Origin of the sequence: Caballeronia sordidicola, from assembly GCF_002220365.1 — a bacterium.
In the GTDB taxonomy this organism is placed as follows: Bacteria; Pseudomonadota; Gammaproteobacteria; order Burkholderiales; family Burkholderiaceae; genus Caballeronia; species Caballeronia sordidicola_C.
In genome coordinates, this window is the sequence record NZ_MTHB01000109.1 from 1 (window position 1) to 25,717 (window position 25,717).

16 protein-coding genes are annotated in these 25,717 nt (G+C 58.8%); 9 read left to right on the plus strand and 7 right to left on the minus strand.

Annotated features, from left to right (window positions below):
* Nucleotides 1-1,309, plus strand: a 1,309-nt coding sequence (locus BSU04_RS16090; protein ID WP_144021256.1) for an HAD-IC family P-type ATPase, incomplete at its 5' end; no start/stop codon positions are given.
* Nucleotides 1,310-1,351: 42 nt separating this feature from the next.
* Here the strand turns inward: BSU04_RS16090 and BSU04_RS16095 are convergent.
* Nucleotides 1,352-5,137, minus strand: coding sequence for a chemotaxis protein CheB (locus BSU04_RS16095; protein ID WP_179258338.1), 3,786 nt, complete (start codon nucleotides 5,135-5,137; stop codon nucleotides 1,352-1,354).
* Between the two features lie 282 nt (nucleotides 5,138-5,419).
* On the opposite strand from BSU04_RS16095, the gene BSU04_RS46440 reads away from it, so the two are divergent.
* Nucleotides 5,420-5,587, plus strand: coding sequence for a substrate-binding domain-containing protein (locus tag BSU04_RS46440; protein WP_179258339.1), 168 nt, complete (start codon nucleotides 5,420-5,422; stop codon nucleotides 5,585-5,587).
* 154 nt (nucleotides 5,588-5,741) lie between these two features.
* Here BSU04_RS46440 and BSU04_RS16105 read toward each other — a convergent pair whose 3' ends face one another.
* From BSU04_RS16105 to BSU04_RS16125, 5 genes are all read right to left on the minus strand, one after another.
* Complete coding sequence (locus BSU04_RS16105) at nucleotides 5,742-7,649, minus strand: tannase/feruloyl esterase family alpha/beta hydrolase (protein ID WP_256982836.1); 1,908 nt, start codon at nucleotides 7,647-7,649, stop codon at nucleotides 5,742-5,744.
* A 329-nt stretch (nucleotides 7,650-7,978) separates the two neighbouring features.
* Nucleotides 7,979-8,875: an AraC family transcriptional regulator gene (locus BSU04_RS16110; RefSeq protein ID WP_089161524.1), complete on the minus strand. Its 897-nt coding sequence runs from the start codon at nucleotides 8,873-8,875 to the stop codon at nucleotides 7,979-7,981.
* Nucleotides 8,876-9,122: 247 nt separating this feature from the next.
* Nucleotides 9,123-10,256 (minus strand): porin, encoded by a 1,134-nt coding sequence (locus BSU04_RS16115; protein ID WP_089161525.1) that lies wholly within the window; start codon nucleotides 10,254-10,256, stop codon nucleotides 9,123-9,125.
* Nucleotides 10,257-10,877: 621 nt separating this feature from the next.
* Complete coding sequence (locus BSU04_RS16120; RefSeq protein WP_089161526.1) at nucleotides 10,878-11,375, minus strand: Lrp/AsnC family transcriptional regulator; 498 nt, start codon at nucleotides 11,373-11,375, stop codon at nucleotides 10,878-10,880.
* Nucleotides 11,376-11,530: 155 nt separating this feature from the next.
* Nucleotides 11,531-13,576 (minus strand): NADH:flavin oxidoreductase, encoded by a 2,046-nt coding sequence (locus tag BSU04_RS16125; RefSeq protein ID WP_089161709.1) that lies wholly within the window; start codon nucleotides 13,574-13,576, stop codon nucleotides 11,531-11,533.
* Between the two features lie 229 nt (nucleotides 13,577-13,805).
* Here BSU04_RS16125 and BSU04_RS16130 point away from each other — a divergent pair, with 229 nt between their 5' ends.
* The 5 genes from BSU04_RS16130 (at nucleotide 13,806) to BSU04_RS16150 (ending at nucleotide 20,452) form a co-directional block, all read left to right on the plus strand.
* On the plus strand, nucleotides 13,806-14,810 hold the full coding sequence (locus BSU04_RS16130; RefSeq protein ID WP_179258340.1) for a LysR family transcriptional regulator: 1,005 nt from the start codon (nucleotides 13,806-13,808) through the stop codon (nucleotides 14,808-14,810).
* Nucleotides 14,811-15,713: 903 nt separating this feature from the next.
* On the plus strand, nucleotides 15,714-16,238 hold the full coding sequence (locus BSU04_RS16135) for a Csu type fimbrial protein (protein WP_089161528.1): 525 nt from the start codon (nucleotides 15,714-15,716) through the stop codon (nucleotides 16,236-16,238).
* An 83-nt stretch (nucleotides 16,239-16,321) separates the two neighbouring features.
* Complete coding sequence (locus tag BSU04_RS16140) at nucleotides 16,322-16,990, plus strand: fimbrial biogenesis chaperone (protein ID WP_306427198.1); 669 nt, start codon at nucleotides 16,322-16,324, stop codon at nucleotides 16,988-16,990.
* Between the two features lie 64 nt (nucleotides 16,991-17,054).
* A complete protein-coding gene (locus BSU04_RS16145) occupies nucleotides 17,055-19,493 on the plus strand; it encodes a fimbria/pilus outer membrane usher protein (protein ID WP_089161530.1) in 2,439 nt (812 codons plus the stop codon).
* Nucleotides 19,490-20,452: a Csu type fimbrial protein gene (locus BSU04_RS16150; protein ID WP_089161531.1), complete on the plus strand. Its 963-nt coding sequence runs from the start codon at nucleotides 19,490-19,492 to the stop codon at nucleotides 20,450-20,452. Before BSU04_RS16145 ends, BSU04_RS16150 begins: the two co-directional genes overlap by 4 nt.
* Before the next feature lie 163 nt (nucleotides 20,453-20,615).
* Here the strand turns inward: BSU04_RS16150 and BSU04_RS16155 are convergent, their stop codons facing one another.
* Complete coding sequence (locus BSU04_RS16155; RefSeq protein ID WP_089161710.1) at nucleotides 20,616-22,163, minus strand: methyl-accepting chemotaxis protein; 1,548 nt, start codon at nucleotides 22,161-22,163, stop codon at nucleotides 20,616-20,618.
* Between the two features lie 820 nt (nucleotides 22,164-22,983).
* On the opposite strand from BSU04_RS16155, the gene nadC reads away from it, so the two are divergent.
* Both nadC and phnN read left to right on the plus strand, forming a co-directional pair.
* Complete coding sequence (gene nadC / locus BSU04_RS16160) at nucleotides 22,984-23,820, plus strand: carboxylating nicotinate-nucleotide diphosphorylase (protein WP_089161532.1); 837 nt, start codon at nucleotides 22,984-22,986, stop codon at nucleotides 23,818-23,820.
* Between the two features lie 7 nt (nucleotides 23,821-23,827).
* A complete protein-coding gene (gene phnN, locus BSU04_RS16165) occupies nucleotides 23,828-25,633 on the plus strand; it encodes a phosphonate metabolism protein/1,5-bisphosphokinase (PRPP-forming) PhnN (protein ID WP_089161533.1) in 1,806 nt (601 codons plus the stop codon).
* Nucleotides 25,634-25,717 lie beyond the last annotated feature (84 nt).

Consider the following 25,717-nt stretch of genomic DNA (forward strand, 5'->3'; position numbering starts at 1 on the left):
GGTCGACGCCGCCATTCGCGGCGCGTCCTCAGCCAAGCCGATCCCGGACGCACCGGAGTTGGTCACGTTCGTGCCGTTCGATCCGGCCTTGAAGCGCTCCGAGGCCACGCTGCGCGCGCCGAACGGTGCGCTGCTGCACGTTGTAAAGGGAGCCTTTGCGACAATCTCTTCGTTGACACCATCTTGTGCGGCGGCGGCAACTGAAGAGGAGAAACTTGAGGCTAAGGGATTGAGGGTCCTAGCCGTGGCCTCGGGGCCACCCGGCGCCCTCGTTATGGCCGGCGTGATCGGGCTCAGCGACCCGCCGCGCGATGACTCCGCTGCGCTGATCACTCAGCTCGGCGGGCTCGGTGTGAGAACAGTCATGGTGACGGGCGACGCTCGCAAGACTGCCGAAACCGTCGCGGCCCTGGTCGGCATTACCGGAAAAACCTGGGCCACCACGCCTTTGCCCGGAGACATCGACGCAGAGTCGTATTCGATCTACGCAGGCGTCCTGCCCGAGGACAAATACCAGCTCGTCAAGGTGCTGCAGAAGCATGGTCATATTGTCGGCATGTGCGGCGACGGAGCGAACGACGCACCGGCGCTGCGCCAGGCGCAAATGGGCATCGCGGTGCTGAGCGCCACCGACGTGGCGAAATCGGCTGCAGGCGTCGTGCTGACCGAAGCGGGTCTGGGCGGCATCGTCGCTCTGGTCGAGGAAGGCCGCATCACCTTTCAGCGCATCCTGACCTATACGTTGCGCTCGATCATCCACAAGATCGTGCAAGTTCTGTTTCTCGCGGCCGGCCTGCTCATGACCGGGCACGCGATACTGACGCCCGCACTCATGGTGCTCATGATGGTGACGGGCGACTTTCTCGCCATGTCCTCATCCACCGATAACGTGCGTCCCTCGCCGCGCCCGAACATCTGGCACATACGCAACCTGACGCTGGCGGGTATTGCAATGGGCATGATCGATTTGCTCTTCTGCATAGGAACCCTCGCGACTGGCAAGTTCGTACTTGGTCTCGATACAGACGCCCTGCGGACCGTTGCCGTCATCACGCTGGTGTTCAGTGGACAGGCTGTCTTTTACGTCGCACGGGAACGGCAGCGTATGTGGAGTTCCGTTCCCGGACGATGGCTGATCGCGTCCTCGGTCGCGGACGTGGCGATCATTACGGTGCTTGCGTCCAGTGGACTGCTGATGACAGCGCTGCCGCTGCAGCTCATAGCAGGCATTTTGTGCGCCGCTGTCGTGCTGGCCGTCGTGCTCGATAGCGCAAAGCTCCTGCTCTTTCGCCGCCTCGCTGTTACTTGAACAGGGACAGGTCCATCATCTCGTTCATTGCCTTGCGGCTAATCAGCGAACGCGTCTTTCGCGACACAACGCAACCAAGGCACTCAGCTGACTAAGGTCGGCCGGCTTGATCAGGTGGTGGTCGAAACCCGCTTGCGTGGCTCGCTGAAGATGCTCCTCCTCGCCGTACCCGCTATGCGCAATCAGCATGGTGTCGTGTTGACCCGGCATTGAACGTATGCGGCGAGCGACCTCGTAACCATCCATCTCAGGCAAGCCGATGTCGAGCAACACCACCTCAGGTTTGAATTGTTCGACACAAACAAGCGCGGACGGACCGTCGCGCGCGGTCTCCACCTCGTGTCCGTCGATCCTTAACAAAGCAGCGCTGCTCTCCAGCGCATCAAGGTTGTCGTCAACCACAAGAATGCGCATGGCGCCGAGCGGCGGTGCGCAATGAAGCGCGACATGCACCGGCGCTTCCGCCACCGTGCCGTGCGGCATCGCGGGCAAGCGCACGACGAACTTGCTGCCCCGGTTGGGGCCTTCGCTGTACGCGCGCACGTCGCCGCCATGCAATACGACCAGGCGATGCACCAGCGCGAGACCAAGGCCTAGACCCGCAGCCTTGCGATCCAGCGAGCGTTCCGCCTGCACAAAGATATCGAAGATCGTCGGAATGAGTTCGGCCGTCATGCCAATGCCGCTGTCGACCACGGTCAGGATCGCGTCGTCGAGATAGCGCTCAACCGAAACCCGGATATGACCGCCGTGCGGCGTGTATTTGATCGCGTTGCCCAACAGATTGGTCACGACCTGTTCGATCCGCATCGCGTCGCCGTTGATGGGCAGCACGCCGGTTGGAAAAGCGAGCGTGATTTCATGCGCATAAGCCTCGAATTCCGGACGCATGGCCTCGATCGCCCGACGCACCGTCTCGACGAGATCAATCGACTCGGTTTTCAGAACGATAATGCCCCGCGTGATTCGCGACACATCCAGCAGATCCTCGACCAGACGGATCTCGTGGTCGAGTTGCCGCTGTGCGCCCAAGCGTGCAACCCTCTGCGTTTCCTTGTCCGCGCTGTCCCGCTCCCAGACCTGCAGGCCGTTGCGAATGGCCGCAAGCGGATTGCGCAACTCATGCGCGAGCATCGCAAGAAACTCGTCTTTTTGTTGATCGGCGGATTGCAAGCGGCCGAAGGCCTGATGCTGCTGGGTTACATCGGCGATGGTCAGCAGGATCAACGCTTGTGCGGGCCACGCAATGCGCATGGCGCTGAGTTGCATGGTTCGTAGCCCGATGCCCGGGAATTCGTGGGTGAGCTGATAGTCGCGAACGCTGGTCCTTTGCGGCACGAGCTCCTCGAGCAGTTCACGCAGCGCCGGAATATTCCACTGCTCGTTGCCCAGGTCATACAGCTTCGTGCCGATGGTCTCGTCGGGCGATGTCTGGAAGGTCTGGTAGAACGCGCGGTTGGCCAAGGTGATCTTGAGGTCCGCCTCGAGCACGAGCAAAGGTTCCGACATGGTCTCGACAATCGCCTGTGAGAAGTCGCGCGCGCGGGCAACCTCGTCGTTAGCGGTCTTGAGTTCATGGTTGCGATACCGCAGCTCGTCATTGGTCGTCGTCAACTCTTCGTTGACGGACTGCAGTTCTTCCTTGGCGGTCTCGAGTTCCTCGTTGGTGCTCTGGAATTCCTCATTGCTCGACAGCAGTTCCTCCTCGCTTGCCCGCAGGTCTTCCCGTGCTCGCTCGTGTTCCTCGAGCATCGCCAGCAAATGCCGCTGGCTGCCCTCGAGTTCGGCGTCCAGCCTCGCGATTTCAAGGTCCTTCTCGCCGAGGGCGCCTCGCTCGGGCTGCCCCTTGACTTGCCGCCAAGCCTGCGCGACGAAGTTTGTCAGCGGTACGCGCCTTGGCTTGGGCGATGTACTTACGCCTTCGGCAGGCGCTTCGAAAAAGATCAGATACCACCTTCCCGGCACGCCAGCGATCTCTACTGGATGCACCTCGAGTGTCACGCTGGCAGCGCCGCCGGCGGTGTTCAAACGCAGACTCGCCTTGCGGATGACGATGGATTCGCGGCGCGCCCGTCTGACTGCTTCGTCGATCGCGAGGAAAATGTCCGGCCGTGCGAGTCGCTTGAGACTGCTGCTGGGCGGTCCGTTGGGATTGGCCAGATACGCTGAGGTATCGCCGCGAAACTCGAGAATGTTCAGTTCCTCGTCGCACAGTACGCTCGGCGGTGTGTACCGCTCCAAGGTCATGCGATTGACTTCATCACGCAGCAACTCAGCACGCGTCGGGAGCTCGCGACCGCCAGCCGAGGGTCTGGCGGAGACAAACGCTTGCGGCATCACCGTTGACGCAGGCAAGCCCATCCTCGGACGTCCGGGGCTGGGGTTCTTGCTATAGAGCTTGCTTGACACGCTGGGAATCAGGCTGAACAACTCGGACGACGCCCCCACCGATTCCGACGGTCCCAGCATAAGTACGCCATCGGGCGCCAGCGCGTAATGAAACAGCGGCATGACCGTTCGCTGCAGCAATGGATCCAGGTAGATCAGCAGATTACGGCAGCTGACCAAGTCGATCCGCGAGAATGGCGGATCGGTCGCCACGTTGTGACGGGCGAACGTGCAGAGGCTCCTGACCGATTTTTTGACACAGTAGTAGTCACCGTCGCGCACAAAGAACCGCTCAAGCCGCTCGGGAGAGACATTGCGGGCTATGTTCTCGATATACCGGCCGGCGCGTGCGGTTTCCAGCGCGTCGACGCTGACATCGGAACCGAAGACCTGAATCTTGGTACTGGCGAAACGCTCGCCCAGATACTCCACGAGGCATATGGCGATCGAGTAAGCTTCCTCTCCGCTCGCGCAACCGGGTACCCAGATCCGGATGCTTGGCGGGGCATGCTGGTCGCTGATCAGACGCGGAAACACAGTTCGGACCAGTTCGTCGAACGTGTCCGGATCCCGGAAAAACTCGGTCACACGAATCAACAGGTCACGGCCCAGTGCCAGCGTTTCAGCGGCATCGGAACCGAGCAGGTCGACATAGTCCGCGAGCGAGGTCATTTCACGCAAGGCCATGCGGCGCGACAATCTGCGTTGGACCGTACCGCGCTTGTAATAGGTAAAGTCGATGTTGCAGGCGTTGCGCAACAAGCGAAACAGAGGGCGCAGGCTCTGGTCTCCGGGGTCCGTTACCGATCCCATGGATTCGAGCTTTTCCAGTGCGCGCCTGGGATAGCGCCCGATGCGAGCGATTTCGCGGGCGATCTCGCGCGGCGCCAGTATGCTGTCGACGCAACCAAGTCCCATTGCGGCGCGCGGCATGCTGCTGTGGCGAGCCGTCACCGTGTCCTGCGCGAATGTGATGCCACCGCCCCCTTGAATGGCCTGGAGGCCGAGGGCGCCGTCCGAGCCGTTGCCCGAAAGAATCACGCCGATCGCGTTCACGCCTAAATCGCTGGCGAGCGAATCGAACAGGTCGTCGATCGGCATCGGCGGGCCCAGGGTCTCCCCCCGCGGCTGCAGCCTGATCAAGCGCTGGGCGATCGACATGCTCGTGTTGGGAGGAATGACGTAGACATGGTCAACTTCCATGGCCATGCCGTCAGTCGCTTCGACGACTACCATCGAAGTATGTTTCGACAAGATTTCCGGAAGCAGGCTGGGCCGAAACGGTGCAAGATGCTGAACGATCAGGAAGGCCATTCCGCAGGAGGGTGCGATTCCGTCGAGCAACTCCGAGATAGCCTCGAGTCCGCCTGCGGAGGCGCCAATTCCCACAACCGTGAACGATTGTGTGGATTCGTCGTCTGCTATGGCACTGGTTGTCACTGCTGCTCCTGTGACGAAGTGCGGTCGTCTTACATTCGCCGGCTCTTGTCGGGCGACATGGAGCGAAAAACGAAGTTGGCAATCAAACGTAATTATTTGACAGCAAAGAAGCTCATTCGACGATTCACATAGAGCGAACCGCGCCAAAGCAAAGACAGGCTGACCGTACCCCGATTATGCACCAGTTGGTTGAATACAGTGTTTGTGGCGCTGTTTTTATGCTCGCGTGGGGTAATGCACTCCGCGGCGAACCAGACAGCTTGCCTTTACCGTCCGCCCGACATGAATCTCGCGAAAGACACAGACCCGCCGTTGACTCCGATCCGCATTGACGGAACGCGTATTGGGAAACCGGCTGCCTCCCTGCTGGTCGAACGGATCCGGGATGGTGAAGTTGATCGGCGCGTGGTCGACGTGGGTTTCAGGCAGATCGAGCGCGAATCCTGCTGAGGCGGCGCTGATGGTGATGCGATCACGGTAAATTCGGATAACTATCTATTTGTCGTAGTCTTGGTTATTTCCTCCTGTCGCTTTCTGCGAACGTGACGCCGCGGATCGGACCAGACCAGTTGCCACTGGTCCGGTTCACGTCGTGAGGTTGCTTTTAGCTACACGTAAAACTCGCCGCGGCCCCTACATTGCCGCCAACGTATTTCGGCGTCGACGGATACATGCAAATCGGACGAGTGATTGACGCGTCGGAATTCTGCAAGGGGATGCTATTCGGCGCAACACCGTTCTCTACCCAGTTTGTCAGCGCGTTATACAACTGATTCGGCGCCGGCAATGGCGGGTTGGCCACCGGGCTTACACCGGCCACTCCGTTGACCGTGCCAACCCCTTGGCAGTGACCCATCCCAGGAATCTGGAAGTATCGATAAAACGCCTGGGTCGCTGGAATGCCCCCCATCTTCGCAGCGGCGTTGACGTAGTAGTTGGTCGTTCCCTGGATCGTGATCAACTGGTCCGCCGTGCCGTGGTACGCGATCAACTTGCCATTCCGGGCTTTGAAGTTGGTGAGATCCGGATTATTCGCGTTGATGTTGCCGAACTGCGGCTGTAAGGCCAGGCCCTGCGCCGACGCGTTCGCCATCTGCGCATAAGAAAGGGACTTCCAGCCATTCACCCCGTTGCCCGTCGCGTTGATGAAGTCCGGCGTCGCAAGAGTCGATTGCTGAAGCTCGAGCGCAACCTGACTCGTGGCAATGCTGAATGGCGCGGGAACGCCATTGACAGAACCCGCGAGGCCCGGTATCCCAAAGGCCGTCAACGTACCCAGTTGCGTTCCTCGTTCCATTCCGAACCAAAGCTGGTCGGGCTGAAGTTGCTGGCTAAATCCGTTCGCAACCGCTGGTGCCGGAGCACTGCCATCGACTGTCTGGCCGTACCACATCTTGTTGATCGCCTGCGCCTGCACGGTACTCACGCAGGTGGCCGTTGCGTTCGTGCCGCCACTGGATGGGCACAACACGGTCTTGTCCAGCGTCGGGTCGTACGTGCACGCATCCGGATTGCTGATGAAGCCGTCGTGCTTGCCGGTGAGCGAGCTGTCGCATGCGCTGACAGCCGCTGCCGATACCGCGTCAAGTTGAGAGGTGGTAAGCGGTACGCCGCCCAGATCCTGTTGCATGACGGTCTGCGGGTACAGCTCGCCGGTGATGAAGCTGGTCCAGTTCATGGCCGCATCGCCGGCCAGAATTCCGTCGAAATCATTCGGGTTCGTTTGCGCCTCCTCGTTTCCTTGGCGGCCGCCCGTGGAACATCCGTCCCAATACGAATACTTGACCGGTGTTGTGTAATAGGCCGCAGTCAACGCCTTGGTCTCAACGGCCATTTCGTGGATGCCCCGGCTCGCAAAGTCGGTCCACAGCGTCGTGTTGATACTGCCGTCGGGGTTCATTGCAAATGCGCCGTCGCCGCTAGCGCCCGTGCCCGCTGTATCTGTCGAGGCGTGACCGGTGTCAGTGATCGCGCTGACGGCGCCTTCCACGCCAGCGACACTGGCCGGAGAACCATCATTGCCCGGTGCCACGATTCCTGAGATCGCGGTCAAGGAACTGATGTTTGGATCACCGGCAAAACCACCCCCGCCGAGCACGTGAATTCGGCTATCCCAGTTCGCGGGTGTCGGCAACCATACTTCTATACCGATCCCCGGCGATGTTGAAGGCGCACTGGCGGGCCCCGGATTACCGGGTCCAACGTTCAGCTTGACCAGGCACTCGTCATTGGGCGCCAGCACGCCCGACGGGATGCCGGTTAAATTCATATCCTGGCCCTTCTTGAAGGCCTGCACCAGCGTCACCGTCGTATTCGCATCGGGCTTGAATGCGGCCTTCATGGAGTCGTCGCAGGTCAGTGGTTTTGTTGACGCGGCGCTCGATGCACTGGAACTCGAATTGCCTCCCCCGCATGCGGCAAGCATCACTGCGCCCGCGCATGCGGCCGCCAGAACAGGCATTGTTTGCCGAACCATGCGGCCCGGTACGAGCGGATTTCGGACTTGTTTCATTTCATTGTCTCCTTGCCAGTATCTGGCTCTTGTCGTAAAACTTTAGGTTGCCATCCTTCCGTGTTTAAAGCGCTTTGCGAAAAGCACTTGTCTGGAGTGGGCGATAACCGTGATTGTTTTTTTCTATTTATTTAGTACACCGACTAAATAATTATTTAGCTATTTACACCGTAAGAGGAACGCGCGGAAGATGCATTGTTGACCTTCCTCTACACACAACAATCACGCCGTGCTCGCCGCGCAATGTCTTTATGCCTGTAGCGTACTGGGCGAGCCTTCAACGGGTATATCGAATTCTTGCTGAATGTTGTCAGCTTCTTGCGCAACAGTTAGCTTGCACGCGACCGCGCGGGAGTGGTACCGGTCAGTTTGCGGAAGACCTGGGTGAAATGAGCCTGGCTCGAAAAACCAACTATTAGCGCGATTTCCGCAAGTGACAGGTCAGCGCTCAACAGCATCGCCGCACGCTCCACCCGCTGCTCCAGAATAAAGCGATGCGGAGACACGCCAACGCTTGCCTTGAACATCCGCGCAAAATGGAACGCACTGAGGTTAAGGATCTTTCCCAGCTCGGCAATGCTGAGATCCGCGCTCAGATGCGCCTGAACATAGTCCCGGATCCTGGCAATACTGCCCGGCGTCAGCCGTTGCGAGGTTCGCGACGCCTTCGTCAAATTCGACGACTGCGGGGGTGTCGAAAAGCGGGTACCAAGGTAGCCGAACATTGCGATGCAAAGCCCTTCCGCATAGAGCCGTCCTGACGGGCAGCCGCTGTCAATTTCCACCCGCATGGCCTCGATGAGACGGGCAAGAACAGGGTCGGTAGCGAACAGTTCTGTTCTCAGCTGTAGTAAGCGAGGCTGATCCGGCAACAAACGGTCCATCGTGTGCGCCGCAAGGTCAAGTGCAATCACCTCACCTGCCGAACACGCCCAACTGCTGCGGTCTATCTCAAAGCCTGCCTGGAAAACGCTCATGCTGCCGGGGTGTATGTCAAAGCGGTAAGACCGCGTGCCCGAGACAATCTCCGCGTGGCCCGCGGGTGTCGCATTGAAAAAGATAATCGGATTGGGGTTGTAGCGGTGTTCATCGCAACTCCCGGAAGACAGCGTACGGATCTCCATGGGAAACCCGTGCCAGTCTCGCGCGCCGCTGCTTGCGACAAGTGCCCCATCAAGACCAATGGACGTCCCGTTTTCGACGAGCGTAATACCTGATGCAGTCATAGGACAGCTCCCAGTTCGTTGCCATGATCCCTACAAGAACAACCTCTCGCGCAACGCGATACAGACATTGCAGGCCAGGATGACGCCATTCCAAAACGGTACGAAAACAACGTCATGGCAGACAGCGCCGACAACGGTGGCATGCCCGACAATGACAGGTCTCCAGACCATACCAATTTATGCAGGGCGGCACAGTACCGGACTTGCCGCCCCATTTTTCATTGTTGAGTCACCGCTAGGCGAGGCCTCAGAACGCGTGGCGAATGCCCGCCATCACACCGGTCTGGTTCGCTCCGGCGGCCGGTGTGGTGCCACCGCCGCCTGAGCTGAGCGAATATTGCCCATGCGAACTGTTGCTCAGGTACGAGCTCTGCAGATAAACCGCCGTTGCCTTGGACAGCGAATACGTCCCGCGTAGCGTGCCCATGGTGGCGCGTGCGTCCTGTTCGCCGTTGGTGATCCGGTAGGCCTCGCCGTCAAGCGTGAACGCCGGCGTGATCGAATAAGCCGCGCCAAGGTAGAACAGGTTCGAATGCACATTGGGTGTGGCTGGCGTCTGCGTATCGACATGGCGACCCACCCAACCCCCTCCGATCTTCACCCCGAACACATTCGCCCATCCGTTCAACTGCATGCGCGTGTCCTTATCCGTACCACTGGTCAACGGGAATGGTGCGGCGCCATCGAAGAAATTCGCAGCGGCAGCCGCGCCTCCACGTTGTTCATCGTACGCGGCGGCGACGCCGAAGACCGACGCGTCGTACTTCACCATGGCGGACCATTGACGGCAGTCGGTCGGCGCGCCGGGCACCTGACCCGCGCACGTGCCCTGGCCCGGCGAGTTGCCGGTGCCCGCGCCATCGCGCCCGAACGAGTAGGTCGCCCCTACCGTCAAGCCATGGAAGGTGCCCTTGTAGCCGATGGTGTTGTCGCTGCGAGCGTTCGGCAGATACGAGTCGAGCGAGCCGCTGCCGTAGATGTCCGGGCCCAGGATGTCGGAATCCGCCATGGCCCAGTAGGTCATCGTGTATTGACGACCGAGTTGCAGTTGACCATATGGGCTCGAGATACCCACCCATGCTTGACGCCCGAACAACCGCCCGCCCTGCCCCGAGTCGCCGCCACGTGTGTTGAAACCGCTTTCGAGAGCGAATACCGCCCTATACCCGCCGCCCAGATCTTCGGCACCACGCAGGCCCCAGCGCGAAGGAATTTCGCCGGTAATCCCCGGCATGCGCACGACATGGTCGCCCGCCGCATCCGCGTGCGAAACATATTCAACGCCGGTATCAAGGATTCCGTACAAAGTCACGCTGCTTTGCGCGTATGCCGACGCGCTCAGCGCGCAACAGCTCGCTGCTGCGAAATGCGTCCATTTCATTGCCATCTCCAAATCTTGTCTTTGTGGTTCTATTGATCGAGGTCGTGCCCGCGTTAGCCGTCTGTTTGGCTGGTGCACAAGCGACGTCCAGGGAATGTCAACAGCAAGTGCACTTTATAGCATCACTATTAGGACTTAAAGTGCGTGTAAACGCCTATGTGCTCAAATACAGGTGTTAAAACACATTGAAAATTGTTTGCGGTTGAACTTCACGAATCGCTTATCTTCTTTATTTTCAAGCCATTCGAGCCGAACTTGCTGGCAACCGAACACTCCTGTATCGAATACCGGCGCCCCAATATCAGGCTATATATTGCTTTTATAAAGTGTGATACGTAATTAAACGCATAAAAACACATATCGGTGAATGACAGATGTACGGGGAGGCGAATCGAGCGCAAATCCGCGCCTGCATGCCTGCATGCCTGCATGCCTGCAATGGATGCTCGGGACTGCGGCGAATTGCGGGGTGGCAAGGCTATGTGGGACTTTCCGAGGCGGACGGTCGCGACTCGCCTCGGACTTAAGTCACCCGCGATTGCGGCGCCCCTGGGAGAGGCAATCAGTACTGTTCGCGCAAAGTGGCTCGCCGGTGTTCGAGCAGCCCATGCGCGAAAGGAATCAGGAATAGTTGTGGGAAAACAAAGTCTCGAGCGGATAGGCATTCTTCACGATCGGCGACTTGATCATGACGTAGCTGGAGTATTTTTCAATACCGATGTTGCGCGCCAGCAAGTCTTCAATCAGGCTCTGATAGTGACCAACGCTGCGTGTGACAAATTTGAGCAGGTAGTCGTAGCCGCCGCTCGCGAGATGACACTCGACAATCTCGTCCACTTCGCGAATAGCCGCAACGAACCGGGCGGAATCCTCACGACGGTGGTCGGCGAGCGTGACCTGAGTGAACACACTCTGGACGTCACCCATTTTTTCCAGCAATATCTGCGCGGCATAGCCCGCAATATAACCGGCACTCTCAAGGCGCTTCACGCGAATCAGGCAAGGACTGGGGGACAGGCCGACAGCGTCGGCAAGCTCGACATTGGTGATTCGACCGTGTGCCTGTAAGCGAGAAAGAATTCTCAGGTCGATCCGGTCCAACTTGCAGTTTGTACTCATCAAAACGTCTCCAAAAATGATTGGAAAAGCGAAGCACGATGTCTTCCGCAAATGAACGATCAACTTTCTGGAAATCGATATCGCATGTTGTCTAAACATAGTTCGATATCCAAATCATTTTCTGCTTGATTAAATTGAACGATCATTGCGGTGCACTACATGGTTCGTGCCAGCCGGAAAGCATCGAAGATTGCCGCATGAATGTTCCGCGACGATTCCGCGTCGCCGATCCGGTAGAGTTCATAGCCAGCCGGCTCCGTGGTCGTCCACGGTTGCGCCTTGCCGAGCAAGAGGCAATCCAGATCCGCTTTTCCATCGTTCACTGACTCGCTGCGCATCTCATGGAACAGATCGTCGACTGGCATCATGCCGCGCTCGACTACAACATGATCCGCATCCAGACAAACCCTCTCTGAGCTCAGTTCATGCGTGAACCAGGCGCGGCGTTTGTTGCCCGGCAGGCGCTCGACGCGCTGGAGCCGCAAATCGTGCCGCAGGGAAATTTTTAACTCGTTGAAACGACGCTGCCAACCGATGTCATCTCCCCGTCCCTCGAGTTCCTCGCCGAAGCATCGATCCAATGTGACCAGCTCGACTTCTATGCCAGCTTGTGCATATCGCTCAGCGCATGTTGCTGCCACATGCCGGCCGGTACCGTCGTACACCAGCGCGCTTCCCGACGTGGGGACAGACATCGTCAGGGCATCGAACGCTGTAACGCAGTGTTCATTTCCCGGCAAATCCTCAAGATCGGGCATCCCGCCAGTCGCGACGATCACAACGTCGGGATGCTCGGCCAGCACTGCGCAAGCGTCGGCATAGTTGCTGGTCCTGACATCTACTCCGAGACGACCCAGCTCGTTCGCGCGCCAATCAACAATCCCGATCAAGTCGCGGCGCCAGCTACCCATGTGCGCAAGCAGTACCTGACCGCCCAGTCTGGGCGACGCCTCGAACAACACGACCTCATGCCCTCGCAGCGCCGCGACGCGCGCGGCTTCGAGCCCGCCCACCCCTGCGCCTATCACCACCACCTTGCGGCCAGCCCGGTGAGCCGGATCAACCTCATGTGCAATCCAGGTCTCGCGTCCAGTCGACGGGTTGTGAATACACGCGGATTGGTGAGCCCGGCAAAAAGATGCGCCGACACAGGGCCGAATGCGATCCTCTCCACCCTGGATCAGCTTTTTCACGATATGCGGATCCGCGATATGCGCACGCGTCATGCCGACCAGGTCGAGCATGTTTTCCGATATCGCGTAACGAGCACTGGCAAGGTCCGCGATCTTCGCTGCGTGGAACACCGGCAACGACACTTCGCGCTTGAACGAAGCGACCGCCGACAACCACGGCGCTGATTTAGCGTACATGGTCGGCATGTTGTCATCAGCGAGCGCTGCCGCCGTGTCCATGCGCCCGTAGACCACGTTAAAGAAGTCGATTGAGCCCGACATTTCCAGTATGTTGGCCGCCGTCAGCGCGTCAGCGAAAGTCAGGCCTCCGTCCAGCGCCTCGTTGATGACGTAGCGAATCCCTACAATGAAGTCGCTCCCGACCTGCTGGCGGATCTCCTCATGAACCTCGAGCGCAAAGCGACATCGATTCTCGATGGAACCGCCATATTCATCGGTTCGCCGATTGGTCGTCGGACTCAGGAACTGCCCGATCAAATGCCCTCCGGCCAGGGTTTCAATACCGTCGAGCCCACCTTCCTTGCAACGTCGAGCCGCCTGAGCGAAGTCCCGAATGGTCCGGGTGATATCGCTGCGGTCCATCTCGCGCGGAATGCTTCGATGCAGCGTCTCGCGTACCCGCGACGGCGCGATCGTCGACAACCAGTCTGAAGCGTACGGACTTCCCCGCCGGCCCATGTGGGTAAGCTGGCACATCAATGCTGCGCCATGTCCATGCATTCGCTCGGAGAACGCTTGAAAGCATGGAATGATCCGATCATCAGTAAGATCAATCTGCGCGAATACGTTGGAACTGTCTCGGCTCACAACCGACGAGCCTCCGAACATGCTCAGCCCAATGCCACCAATGGCCTTTTCTTCGTGATAGCGCTGATAGCGTTCAAGCGGCAAGCCGTCTTCTGTCAAACCGCTCGCGTGGCTCGTGCTCATGATCCGGTTCTTCAACACCAGGTGTCGGATCCGCAGTGGCTGCAGCAGCGGGTCGTGGCTCCGTGGAGGACGGTTCATTGAACTTACCTTTAGGTTGGGAAATTCATACGTCGGCAGGCCCGCAGCGATGGGCCACGCCACCTGCGCAGAGCGCAACGCCACTGAGCAAAACCGTTTTCAGTGGCTTCCGTTCGCGAGACCCACACTGCGCAAATTCAGACAGAATGTTATGGTTCTCGACGGCCGCTGCTACCCGTGCATTGATAGCTCGAACATAAGCAGCGCATTAATCCCCGTCAAATGACATTTGCTCTTTCGAACCCAACATAATGTTATGGATACCCTACGCAACTTCGGCTCGTCGATGAATTCGCTGGTGGTGTTTGAGGTAGTCGCCAGGGAGAAGAGCATTACTCGCGCGGCGAATGAACTGAACGTGACGCAGGTCGCGGTCAGCCGCATGATCGTGAGACTGGAGAAAGCGCTGGGCACTCAGTTGTTCGTGCGCTCGCGGGCTGGGCTGGTGCTGACTGACGACGGACTATTGCTCGAACGCGGCGTGACTGAGGGCTTCGGGTTTATCAAGCGCGCCGTATCCGATATCAAGCAGCGGCAGCAGCGTACCCAGACAGTCACCCTTTCACTCTCCAGTGCTTTCATTGCTTACTGGTTGATGCCCAGATACCAACGCTTTCAAAGCGCCTTTCCTGAGATCAGCTTGCGTTTTCATGTCATCAGCGGCGTGCTACAGGGAAGTGCGGATGAAGCCGACCTTGCCTTGCGCCCAGCGGACCAGCGGCGTAAATCCCAGCAAAGCTGGACCTTCACACCGGAAGTAATCGTTCCGGTCTGTAGTCCTTCCTATCTTGAGAGTCATGGGCCGCTCGACGACGCGCGTGATCTGCCAAAGCACACACTTATCGAGTTAGTGCCGACGACGATCAATTGGGAGAGTTTCCAAGAACGTGTCGGCATGGTCGGCACGGTGTCCGGCGACCCGCTCATCTTCTCCGACTATGCGCTGGTGCTTCAGACCGCAATGATTGGCCGTGGCATAGCGCTGGGCTGGGTATCCGGCGTGTCCTATGCATTGCGAACCGGTCAACTGGTTCCGGCTTCCCGGCACGTTGTCACCACGGGCCGACAGTATGAGCTGATCAGCGGGCAACGGCCCGCACGACCAGAGGTGGAACGGGTTAAGGAGTGGCTGGTCGCCGAGATGGAGGCTGACCTTCAGGAGGTCGCGCGAATGTATCCGGTGTTGGCAAAGCCTGAGCCGCCGCGAGGGCTTGATCAACCGGTTTCGACCTAGGTGGAGAGATCTTCGATCGCTAAATTACCGCAACGCTTGTTGCGGCAAAAACTGAAGTCAGGAACGTGAGCTCAAGCGACCTGAAACGCAGCAGCACTCTCTACAAGACCATGAGCTTGCTCGCGCATGGACACTGCGGCTGCTGCCGCCTGCTCCACAAGCGCTGCGTTTCGTTGCATTACTTCGTCCATCTGGGTCACGGCCTTGACGCAGCGCAATGCGCCGAAGAGACAACTGAATGAGGCTGGGACAAATCCAGTCCTCAATTGCACAAGTACATTTAGTCAAAAAGGGTATTTATATGCATACGGCGAAGGCGTTCTCAATAGACGCTTTTTTCCGGTCCTATTGGATCAAATGGTAATTTCCTGAGACGCGCTCGGTGATTCATTGACTAGCAATATGGTTATTATCGCAAGGCCGATAGGCCGAATCGACTGGAATGCCGAAATAAAATTAGAGTTACAGCCGCTGAAAGCTGTGCTCGCAATTTTAAATTAACTGCCTTACATCAGTGATTAATAATCAGTGGCTTTTGTTGTGACAAAACTGCGTTGACTCTAAAAACACGACGTGAAAGCGGTCGCTCTAACGTTCATCGGATGACGCTCCTTCGCGCCTCCCGACACAGGTTTCATCCAGCACGCAGGCGCTTGCATGAAACGGTGGGCTCGTTCATGTCTTGGTTCACAGGATTTGTATAGTCCCGCTACTAGGTGAACATACTAGTAAATAATCCGCATGCCCTATAAGGCCGGTGTGAAAGTCCAATCAATTTTCTTGAGAAATTACAAACTGAAAGGTATTATGGATTTCATGCCGCTGCGAGTTTAGACATAAACCGGCGTCGGCAAACCTGAGAAGAAATACTGAAACGGAACCTGAATCGGAGCGAATCCTGCAATGAAGCGAAAGATCGTATTGTCAATGCTCGCCGGTGCACTGCTTTTCGCGCCGGTCCTGCCCGTCGCGAATGCGGCCATCTATTCAAATGGCACGTCGAGCGCCAACTTCACCGTTTCCCTGACACTGCTTGCACATTGCCAGATCAATGCAACGCCTTTGGATTTCGGGACCGGCGGAGTCGCAGAAAGCGCAATCGACCAGCAAACCACCCTTGCGGTCACATGTACGGACACTACGCCCTACAACGTGGGCCTCGACGGAGGAACGGCGGCCGGATCAACCGTCGGAGCGCGTTTGCTGGCTGGCACAGGGGACGGAAACACGGATAAGACGGTCAACTTCCAGCTATATCAGGACGCGGGGCGCACGGTTGCATGGGGCAACACCCAAGGCATCAACACGGTGGAAGGCACAGGCAATGGATCGGCCCAGTCCATCACCGTCTACGGGCGCGTTCCGGTGCAGGCCTCACCCGCGCCTGATCGCTACCAGACTACAGTTACCGCAACGGTCTATTTTTGATAGTCCGCGCCACCCTCAAGGCAAATGCCGGTCGGGCCCTTGCGGTCTTGCCGTGCGTTTGCGGCGTTGTCAGCCACACGACATTGGCAGCTACGTTACAGATATCGCCTGTGATGGTTGACCTGCGGTCGAACGAGCGTGCAACCGGCGTCACGCTGCGCAATCCCGGTGAGCTGCCGCTGTACGGTCAGGTCCGCGTATTCCGGTGGGATCAGGTTCACTTCGACGACACACTGACGCCCACGAAGGAACTCGTCGCCAGCCCGCCGCTGATACAGATCGGCGCCGGGGGAAACCAGCTCGTGCGGCTCGTGCGAACTTCGCCCGCGTCCACAGGCACGGAGCAAAGCTACCGGATCGTCATCGACGAGTTGCCGTCGCCCAGGACCGACTCCGCCAACGGCGTGACCATCCGGCTGCGCTATTCGGTGCCGGTGTTTGTCGAGCCGGCGGGCAAGGTGGCCGCGCCGGTGCTGTCATGGCATCTCGGTCGTGACATCAAGGGCTGGGTGCTTCGGGTGGACAACGCGGGCACGAGGCGCGCGCAGATCGCGTCGGTGCAAGTGGTGGACAGCGCCGGCAAGATCCACGAGATCAGCAAGGGTCTGCTTGGCTATGCATTAGCCGGCCGCGCCAGGCAGTGGCAGGTGTCACTGCCGGCCGACGCCATTCTGCGCGGCGAGGTGAAGGTCCGCGCCGCGGTCAATTCAATGCCCCTGGAGGCCGTGGCGACGGTCGCGCCGCCGGGTTGAACGGCGGCGCGGAGTGATTGTTGCCTCGTTGCCTCGTTGCCATGATGCATCCCAATTTGAATCGATGAAAATCCGACGACGCCTCAGACGTCACTCCCGAAGCTTCCAGATCGCGCTTGCCGCAACGGAACTGGTTGCTACTCTGGAGTGCACGCGCGCTGTCGCACAAGCGCAGCAGCCACAAGCGCAGCAGCCACAAGCACAGCAGCCACAAGCACAGCAGCACGGCCAGCCCCTCGGCCGGCTTGGTGCGCAACGCCCTGACGCCAGTGCAAACCCGTCGCATGACCTGTATCTCGACGTGTCGCTCAATGGCGAGCGTTCCATTTTGATCGCGCAATTTCGCGAGTCGGGCGGCCGTCTGTCCGCAGCCGGTAAAGACCTCGGCAACATCGGCATTGCGATCGACCGGCTCGGCATTGCGGACACCGCGGAGGTGCCGCTGGATTCCATTCGTGGTCTTCACTACACCTACGACGCAGCGCGTCAACGCGTCACGCTGCAGGTGCCCGACGACATCCGCAAACCCTATACCTTCGATACCCGCGCGCATTTAGCCCCGCCACCCGCCACGTCGTCTCGCGGCTTCCTGATCAACTACGACGCCTACGCGCAATCCGATACCGAAGCACCGCTCGCAATCTGGAGCGAGGAACGTTACTTCGATCCCGCAGGCGTATTCAGCAACACGGGGGTCGCATACCTGTACGGCAGCGATCATCGCTATACGCGGTTCGATACATCGTGGAGCACGTCCGATCCCGTCTCGCTCGATACGAAACAGATGGGCGACACCATCTCGTCGTCGCTCGCCTGGTCGCGTTCGGTGCGCATGGGCGGCTTCCAGTGGCGCAGCAACTTCGCGTTGCGCCCCGATCTCGTGACGTTTCCCGTGCAGGCTTTCAGCGGCTCGGCGGTTGTGCCGTCGGCGGTGGATCTCTATGTGAACAGCGTGCGCCAGTTCAGCGGCAATGTGCCAAGCGGTCCGTTCATTTTGAACAATGTGCCGGGCATCACTGGCGGCGGCCAAGCGACCGTGATCACGCGCGACGCGCTGGGACGCACGGTCGAGACATCCGTGCCGCTCTATGTGGATACGCAGTTGCTTGCCGCGGGCCTGACGAGTTATTCGTTCGAAGCCGGGTTCCTGCGCCGCGCCTACGGACTGGATTCGTTCCGGTACGATCCGAATCCCGCGCTGAGCGCATCGGCACGCCATGGCGTCAACGACTACCTGACGCTCGAAGCGCATGCGGAAGCCATCCGTGACGTGTATAACGCCGGTGCCGGAGCGCTCGTGCGGCTTGGCATGGCGGGCGTGCTCAACGGTTCGCTCGCGGTAAGCACGGGGCGCCTCGCCGGCACGCAGGCAAGCCTGGGCTATGACCTGATCGAACCGTATTTCTCTATCGATGCCCAGACCATCCGCGCGTTCGGCAACTACGGCGACCTTGCGGCGAGCGATGGCACGCCTGTGCCCACCGCCACGGATCGCGTGACGCTGGCGATCCCTTTTTTCAACGCGCAAACGTTGTCGTTGAGCTATATCGGCTTCAAGTATCCGCAGGCGCGGACCTCGCAGATCGGCTCGGTGTCTTACACGCTCAATGTGGGCAACCTGGCGTCCGTGAATGTCAGCGCCTATCAGGACTTCAGGCAGCGCGATTCGCGTGGCGCGTTTATCAGCGTGAGCTTTGGCCTTGGCAACAATACATCGGCCAACACGACAGTCGGGCGCCAGAACGGGCAGCCGAACTACAACGTCAATGCAAGCCGTCCGCCCGATTACGACGGCGGCTGGGGCTGGGGCGTGCAAGCAGGCGACGCGGGCCCGGCGCCGTACCGGCAGGCGCAGGTGCAGTATCTCGGCAAGGGCGGTGAGGTAACGGCAATGGCGCAGCAGATCTCCAGTCGCACGACGGCGTCGCTGGATCTATCGGGCACCGTGGTGCTGATGGACGGCAGCGTGCAGCCATCGCGCCGTATCTACGATGGCTTCGCGTTGATCTCCACGGACGGTGTCGCCGGGATTCCCGTGCTGCACGAGAACCGCCTGATCGGCACGACGGATCGTGCGGGGCATCTGCTGGTGCCCGACCTGAATTCGTATCAGGACAACCGGGTGGGTATCGACGGCATGAAGCTTCCCGCCGATGCCCGCATCGCCACCACGACGATGACCCTCGTGCCGCAGGCGCAATCGGGCGTACTCGCGCATTTCGGGGTGACGCGTTATAGCGCGGCGTCGGTGATCCTGCAGGGGCCGGACGGCAAGCTGCTGCCGCCGGGCGCGAGCGTGCGGCACGAGGAGAGCGGCCAAAAGACCATCGTCGGCTATGACGGGCTGAGTTTTATCGAAGGCCTGCAAAAAGATAATCACCTGGTGATCGACAGCGGTGCGCTGCATTGCCGCGTGAGCTTTCCTTATATACGTCCCGGCGATGGCACGCTGCCGACCATCGGACCGTTGACGTGCCTTCGCCAAGCAGGAGACACGCGATGAAACGCTCGCTCTCGCTCTTCGTGCTGGCGGTCGTGTTATTTTCGATGCCCACCGAGGCAAGCGCAGAATCCTGCACGGCGGTGGCGACGGACCTGAATTTTGGCTCGGTCAGTCCGATCAGCCGCGAGGCGTTCGATGCAACCAGTACCGTCAGTGTGACCTGCACGTGGCCTGCCACCACGCAGTTGCCGAATGTGCAAATCTGTTTGAACCTCGGCGGCACGAGTCCCCGCCATCTTTCGAACGGCACGAACCAGTTGCAATACGATCTTTACAGCGACCCGGGGCATTCTGTGGCGTGGGGTTCGACATCCCACGGCACTGTGCCAATTTCATTCACGATGATCAAGCCCTCGACCGGCACATCCACCAAGCAGGTAGTGACGGTGTATGGCCGGATTTTGGCAAACCAGCCGGCAGTCCGCACCGTCAATAACGCTAACACGCTCTACACGCAGAATTTTCACGGCGCACACACATCGTTCAACGTATTGTTCTACCTGCAGGGTGGCGGGTGGCCGTGTTCGGCTCTGGCAGCAACAAGCACGTTCGGCTTCAACGCGAGCGCGACGGTCGTGAACAACTGCAACCTCAGCGCGACCAACATCGCCTTCAACGCGGTTGGCTTGCTGGACACCGCATTGACAGCAAATGGAGCGATCACCGCGCAGTGCACGAATGGCAATGCCTACAAGATCACATTGAACGGTGGCGCGAACGGCACGCTCAACGCCCGCAAGATGATGCGATCGGGCGGTGGCGCGACGCTCGGCTATGAGCTGTACACGGATACGCAATTCACGACGCCATGGGGCGACGGCACGCTGGGCACGTCCCCGGCGACAAACACGGGCACCGGCGACGCACAAGTGATCAGTGTCTACGGCCGGGTGCCGGCGCAGAACACACCGGCGCCGGGTACCTACACGGACACCGTCACGGCCACGATCAGCTTTTAGAGACCCGCCGATGGCGTCGAAGCGTGCCGCGGAATTCGCGTGGCTCGAATCAGCGGGCAACGGCCCGCGCGAGGCCAGGTGGAACGGATCAAGGCGTGGCTGGTTGCCGAGATGGAGCCCGACCTTCAGGAGTTGCGGCAAAACTGAAGTCAGAAGCGTGAGCTCAAGCGACCTGAAACGCAGCAACACTCTCTACAAGTCCATGCGCTTGCTCGCGCATGGACACTGCGGCTGCTGCCGCCTGCTCCACAAGCGCTGCGTTTCGTTGCGTTACTTCGTCCATCTGGGTGACGGCCTTGTTCACTTGTTCGATCCCGTCGCTTTGCTCTTCGGAGGCCGATGCGATCTCCTTCATGATCGCAGTCACTCGTTGAACTGATACCAGTATCTCTTTCATGCACTGGCCAGCGTTGTCGACGAGCGTGGCGCCGCTCTGAACGCGACCATTCGAATGCTCGATCAGTCTCTTGATGTCTTTTGAGGCGGTGGACGAACGCTGTGCCAGATTCCGGACTTCAGAGGCAACGACGGCGAATCCTCTGCCGTGTTCGCCTGCCCGCGCCGCCTCGACAGCCGCATTAAGTGCGAGGATATTGGTTTGAAAAGCGATTCCTTCGATCATCCCAAGGATCTCTCCAATCTGCTTCGTACTGTCGGTGATCTCATCCATGGTAGCGACGACTTCCGAGACGACCTCATTGCCGCGATTGGCAATGGAGAAGGCATCGCCGGCAAGCACCGAAGCTTGTCGCGCGTTGTCGGCGTTCTGTCTCACGGCTGAGGTAAGTTGCTCCATGCTTGCGGCAGTTTCTTCCAACGACGCAGCCTGCTCCTCGGTTCTTCTCGAGAGGTCCGCGTTACCTGACGATATTTCATCTGTGGACGTTCCAATGGACTTCGCCGCGCCGATGATCGCGACCACCGCCTGACGCAGTTGCGCCTGCATCTCCTGAAGCTTGAACAGAAGGCTGCCTCGATCGCCGGCTTGCAGGTCTATGTGTTGCGCGAGGTTGCCACCCGCTGTAGCGCTCACGACCTGGGCTGCATATTCCGGTGAACCGCCTAGCGACCGATTCAGCCTACGGTTCACCAGGTACACGGCACCGGACAGCATGGCAGCGATGATGGCGACGAGCACAACCAACTGGCGCAGCGATGCATTGAACGCCTCGTCAATGTCGTCCAGGTAGGCCCCTGTCACGAACGACCAATCCCAGGGTTTAAAGGTGGCAATGTGGCTGCGCTTTCGCACGGGTTCTTTCGAACCCAGCCGCGGCGTGGCATAGTCAACGAACCCATCCCCAGAACCCTTCGCGATCGCAGCCATCGAGCGGTACACGTACTTCCCGTTGGAATCCTGATAGTCGCCAAAGTACTTGCCCTCGGTTTCCGGCTTGGAAGGATTCATGACGGCGTGGCAGTCTGAATCTACGATGGATACGTACCCGTCAGCGCCATAACGGATCGCTCGCAATTGCGCGAGTGCCTGCTTCTTCGCTTCAGGCGTCGATAACGTTCCGTCAGCAGCCAGCGCTGCGTAACGGCGCGTGATGCTCATCGCGATATCGCCAGCATCTTTTAACGAATGCTGCCTTTCTTCCAGACGGACCTCACGAGTCTGGTAAGCCCCGAAGCCCGCCACAGAGATCAGGCAAATCAGGGAGAGTGCCAAAGGGATCCACAACTGTTGCTGAAATGTAAGGCGCTTCATGAGGTCTTTTAGATAGTTGTGTACTAATCGGTGTACGGCACGAAACCCGGATACTTGATACTTCTTTTCGAGTTCCTTGATGTTTTGATGATCCCCGCCCTGCTGCTGGGCGCCCTTCACTCCCTCCATCTCCTGCACTCGCCAACAGCGCGTTTTCCAAAGTGCTTGAATGAAGTCTTATCGAGCGTACACATTGTATTTTTCCTTAAAAACATAATTTCCACATAGGTGGCTTCAGATGGGGTATTCCCTTAAATGATGCATTAAATAAGGGTTTTCACCAAACTAAAGCACACATGCACCAACAAAAATATACTTAGATATCTTGCCAAATTATAATGTGAACACTAGACTTTGAGAAATCGAACACATCCTGATGCACGCTTCGGAGAAGTCGACCAGATGACAAAGACATTGCGTATCGGGCAGTTCCTTCCGCCGTTGCTACAGCCTACCCATGCTGCGCGAACGGGATCTCGAACGCTTGGCGCCGCGGGTGTTGCTCTCCGGTGGTCACTGGCGGATATCGGTGCACGCGCGGCACCGGATCAGTCGAGCATCGAGTTCGTCATGACCGCCGCAGTCGTTTCAACCTGCTCAGTGTTGGGGGTCGGCTTAGATTTTGAGCGTGGACGCTGCAATCGCAGGCCGACACGACACGTACACCAATTCAAGTAAGACGCCTTATCGCACTTTCAATATTACATTTCAAATCTTATCTACTTCGTAGTCCGATATTTTCTTTCGATCTTGGAGGCACTTCTTTTGGTGCCCCTGTCGACCAACAAACAATTGTTTTTTTATACACTAGGAGATTGACATGTACGACGTATTTCAAACGGATCGCCTGATCGACACGTGGCTGACCGAGGACATTGGGTATTGTGACCTAACCGCACAGGTCATGATTGAAGCGAACGAAACGGGAGCATTCTTCATGAATGCGCGCGAGAATCTGATCGTGGCGGGTATCGACGTCGCAGCGCGGGTGTTCAAGCGCTACGATCCAACGCTTGAAGTGGTCGTACGTGTCAAGGACGGTGACCACGTCAAGAAGGGGGCTGTGCTTCTCGACGTACGGGGAAATGCGCGAAGCGTGCTGACCGCCGAGCGAACGGCGCTTAACATCCTGCAGCGCATGTCGGGCATTGCCAACCTCACAGCAGAGTACGTCAAGGCAGTCGCGGGAACGCGCGCACGATTGATTGACACGCGCAAGACCACACCCGGTTTGCGCATGCTGGAGAAGCATGCGGTGACCTGCGGCGGCGGCTTGAACCACCGCCTTGGACTTGATAACGGCGTGATGATTAAAGACAACCACATTGCGGTTTGCGGCGGAATCATGAAGGCTGTGCAACGTGCGCGTCGCCAATTGCCAGTGTTGACGAAGCTTGAAGTCGAATGCGATCGCATCGAGCAGGTGGAGGAGGCGCTGGAAGCCGGCGTTGACGTCATCATGCTCGACAACATGTCGGTCGAGGAAATGACCAAGGCCGTGAAGTTGGTCAATGGCCGTACGAAGCTTGAAGCGTCTGGCGGTATCAGCCTCGCGACAATCGGGGAAATATCAAGAACGGGCGTCGACTATATCTCCACGAGCAAGATAAACCAGGCTTCGGTGTGCATTGACATCGGTCTGGACGAGGCGGAGTAATACCCTCATGTCCGACGGAATCTTCTTTTTTGTGGTCGGCCCGAGCGGCGCCGGCAAAGACTCGCTTATTGACGGAGCGCGTGAAGTTCTCAGCGATTTCGTCTTCGCGCGTCGGGTAGTCACCCGGCCTCACGGCTCGCCGGGCGAAGATCACGAAGCGCTTAATGAAACCGAGTTCGCGCGCCTGGACAGTCAAGGAGAATTCCTTATTACCTGGTCGGCCCACGGACTAAGATACGGTTTGCGTCATGATCTTCTCGACGCCCTTTCGCGGGGGCATCACGTCATCGCTAACGGGTCGCGGGCAATGATCGACGTGCTTTCAACTCGCGTACCGCGGCTGGTGGTAGTCGACGTGAACGCACCCGCTTCCGTGCTCGCTGCAAGAATTCTCGCACGAGGCAGGGAAACCCACGACGAGGTTGTAAAACGCGTGGCGCGTCAGGTCGAGCCGACCTCTGCCGACGTTGAGGTCCTGAAGGTCATGAACGACACAACGCTTGAGCAGGGGATAGCACGTTTCGTCGCAGCGCTTCGCCGCGCCACACAGCCTGCTCCGCCCAGCATGCGCGCCTTGAAGGCAAAGATTGCCGGGGAAGCACTGAACGAAGCTCAATATAGCGGTGTGTTCGACGACATTCTTGCACTGCGTTATTCGGACCGGGATATCAACGCGTTCCTGTTGCACGCGTCGCAAAACCTGTCCGACGCCGAAGTGCTCGCGTTGGCAAAGGTGCGTTGCAAGCTGACGCCACGCATCGAATGGGACGAGCCAATACTCGTTGACAAGCATTCAATGGGAGGCGTCCCGGGTAGCCGGATCACCTTGATCGTAGTACCTGTTGTGGCGGCGTTCGGGCTTGCAATGCCAAAGACGTCATCGAGGGCAATCACCTCTGCCGCGGGGACTGCCGATGCAATGGAGACGGTTGCACGTGTCGATCTCACCAGCGCAGAGGTACGTCGTTGCGTCAGTGAAGCGCGCGCTTGTATTGCGTGGAACGGACGGTTGAATCACTCGTTGATCGACGATCGGATCAATGCATTTACCAGGCCGCTTGGCCTCGATTCAAACCGCTGGTCCGTTGCATCGATTTTATCCAAGAAGTGGTCGGCAGGATCCACCCACGTCATCATCGATCTTCCTTACGGCCCGCACGCCAAGTTGAAGGACGAACTCGAAGCGCGCACATTAGGTAATCTTTTCGAGTATGTCGCAGCAGGCCTGGGCTTGCACGTAAAGGCCATGGTCACCGATGGCAGCAGCCCGATCGGGCGGGGCATCGGACCGGCACTCGAGGTACGGGACGTCAAGCAGGTGCTGGATAACGACCCGTCTGCACCCGCCGACCTGCGCGAAAAAGCGCTCCGTTTTGCGGCGGAGATTCTTGCTTGGGCGCCGGCCGTAGGCACTGTTTCCAAGGGTCGGCAGATCGCGGAATCGCTGCTTTCTTCGGGCCGAGCCCGAATTGCATTCGAAAGCATTGTCGATAGCCAGGGCCGGCGGGTTCCGCCGGTTTCAGTCGGCAACTTTGTACAAACGGTTGTGGCACAACAGGGTGGCATCGTCTCAAGCATTGATGGCTGGGCCATCGCGGGAATTGCGCGAAAAGCCGGCGCTCCGACGGACCTGGGTGCCGGCGTAGATCTTCTCGCCACGGTGGGCCAGTACGTCGAGCCCGGCGACGGACTATTTCATATCTACGGCGCTGACGAAGGGCTTGTCTCGGCAGCGGCTTTGTTGGCACGAACAACGCGCACGCATGAGATCTGCGTTGAACGTATGAATAGCGCGCCCTTCCCCTCCGCTTAAGGCATGAGCAGCATGAGCAGCTGGCGGAGCGTGACGATCCGGAAGCAATTGGCAAGACCACAGCGGTAGCAGTGATTCCATAAC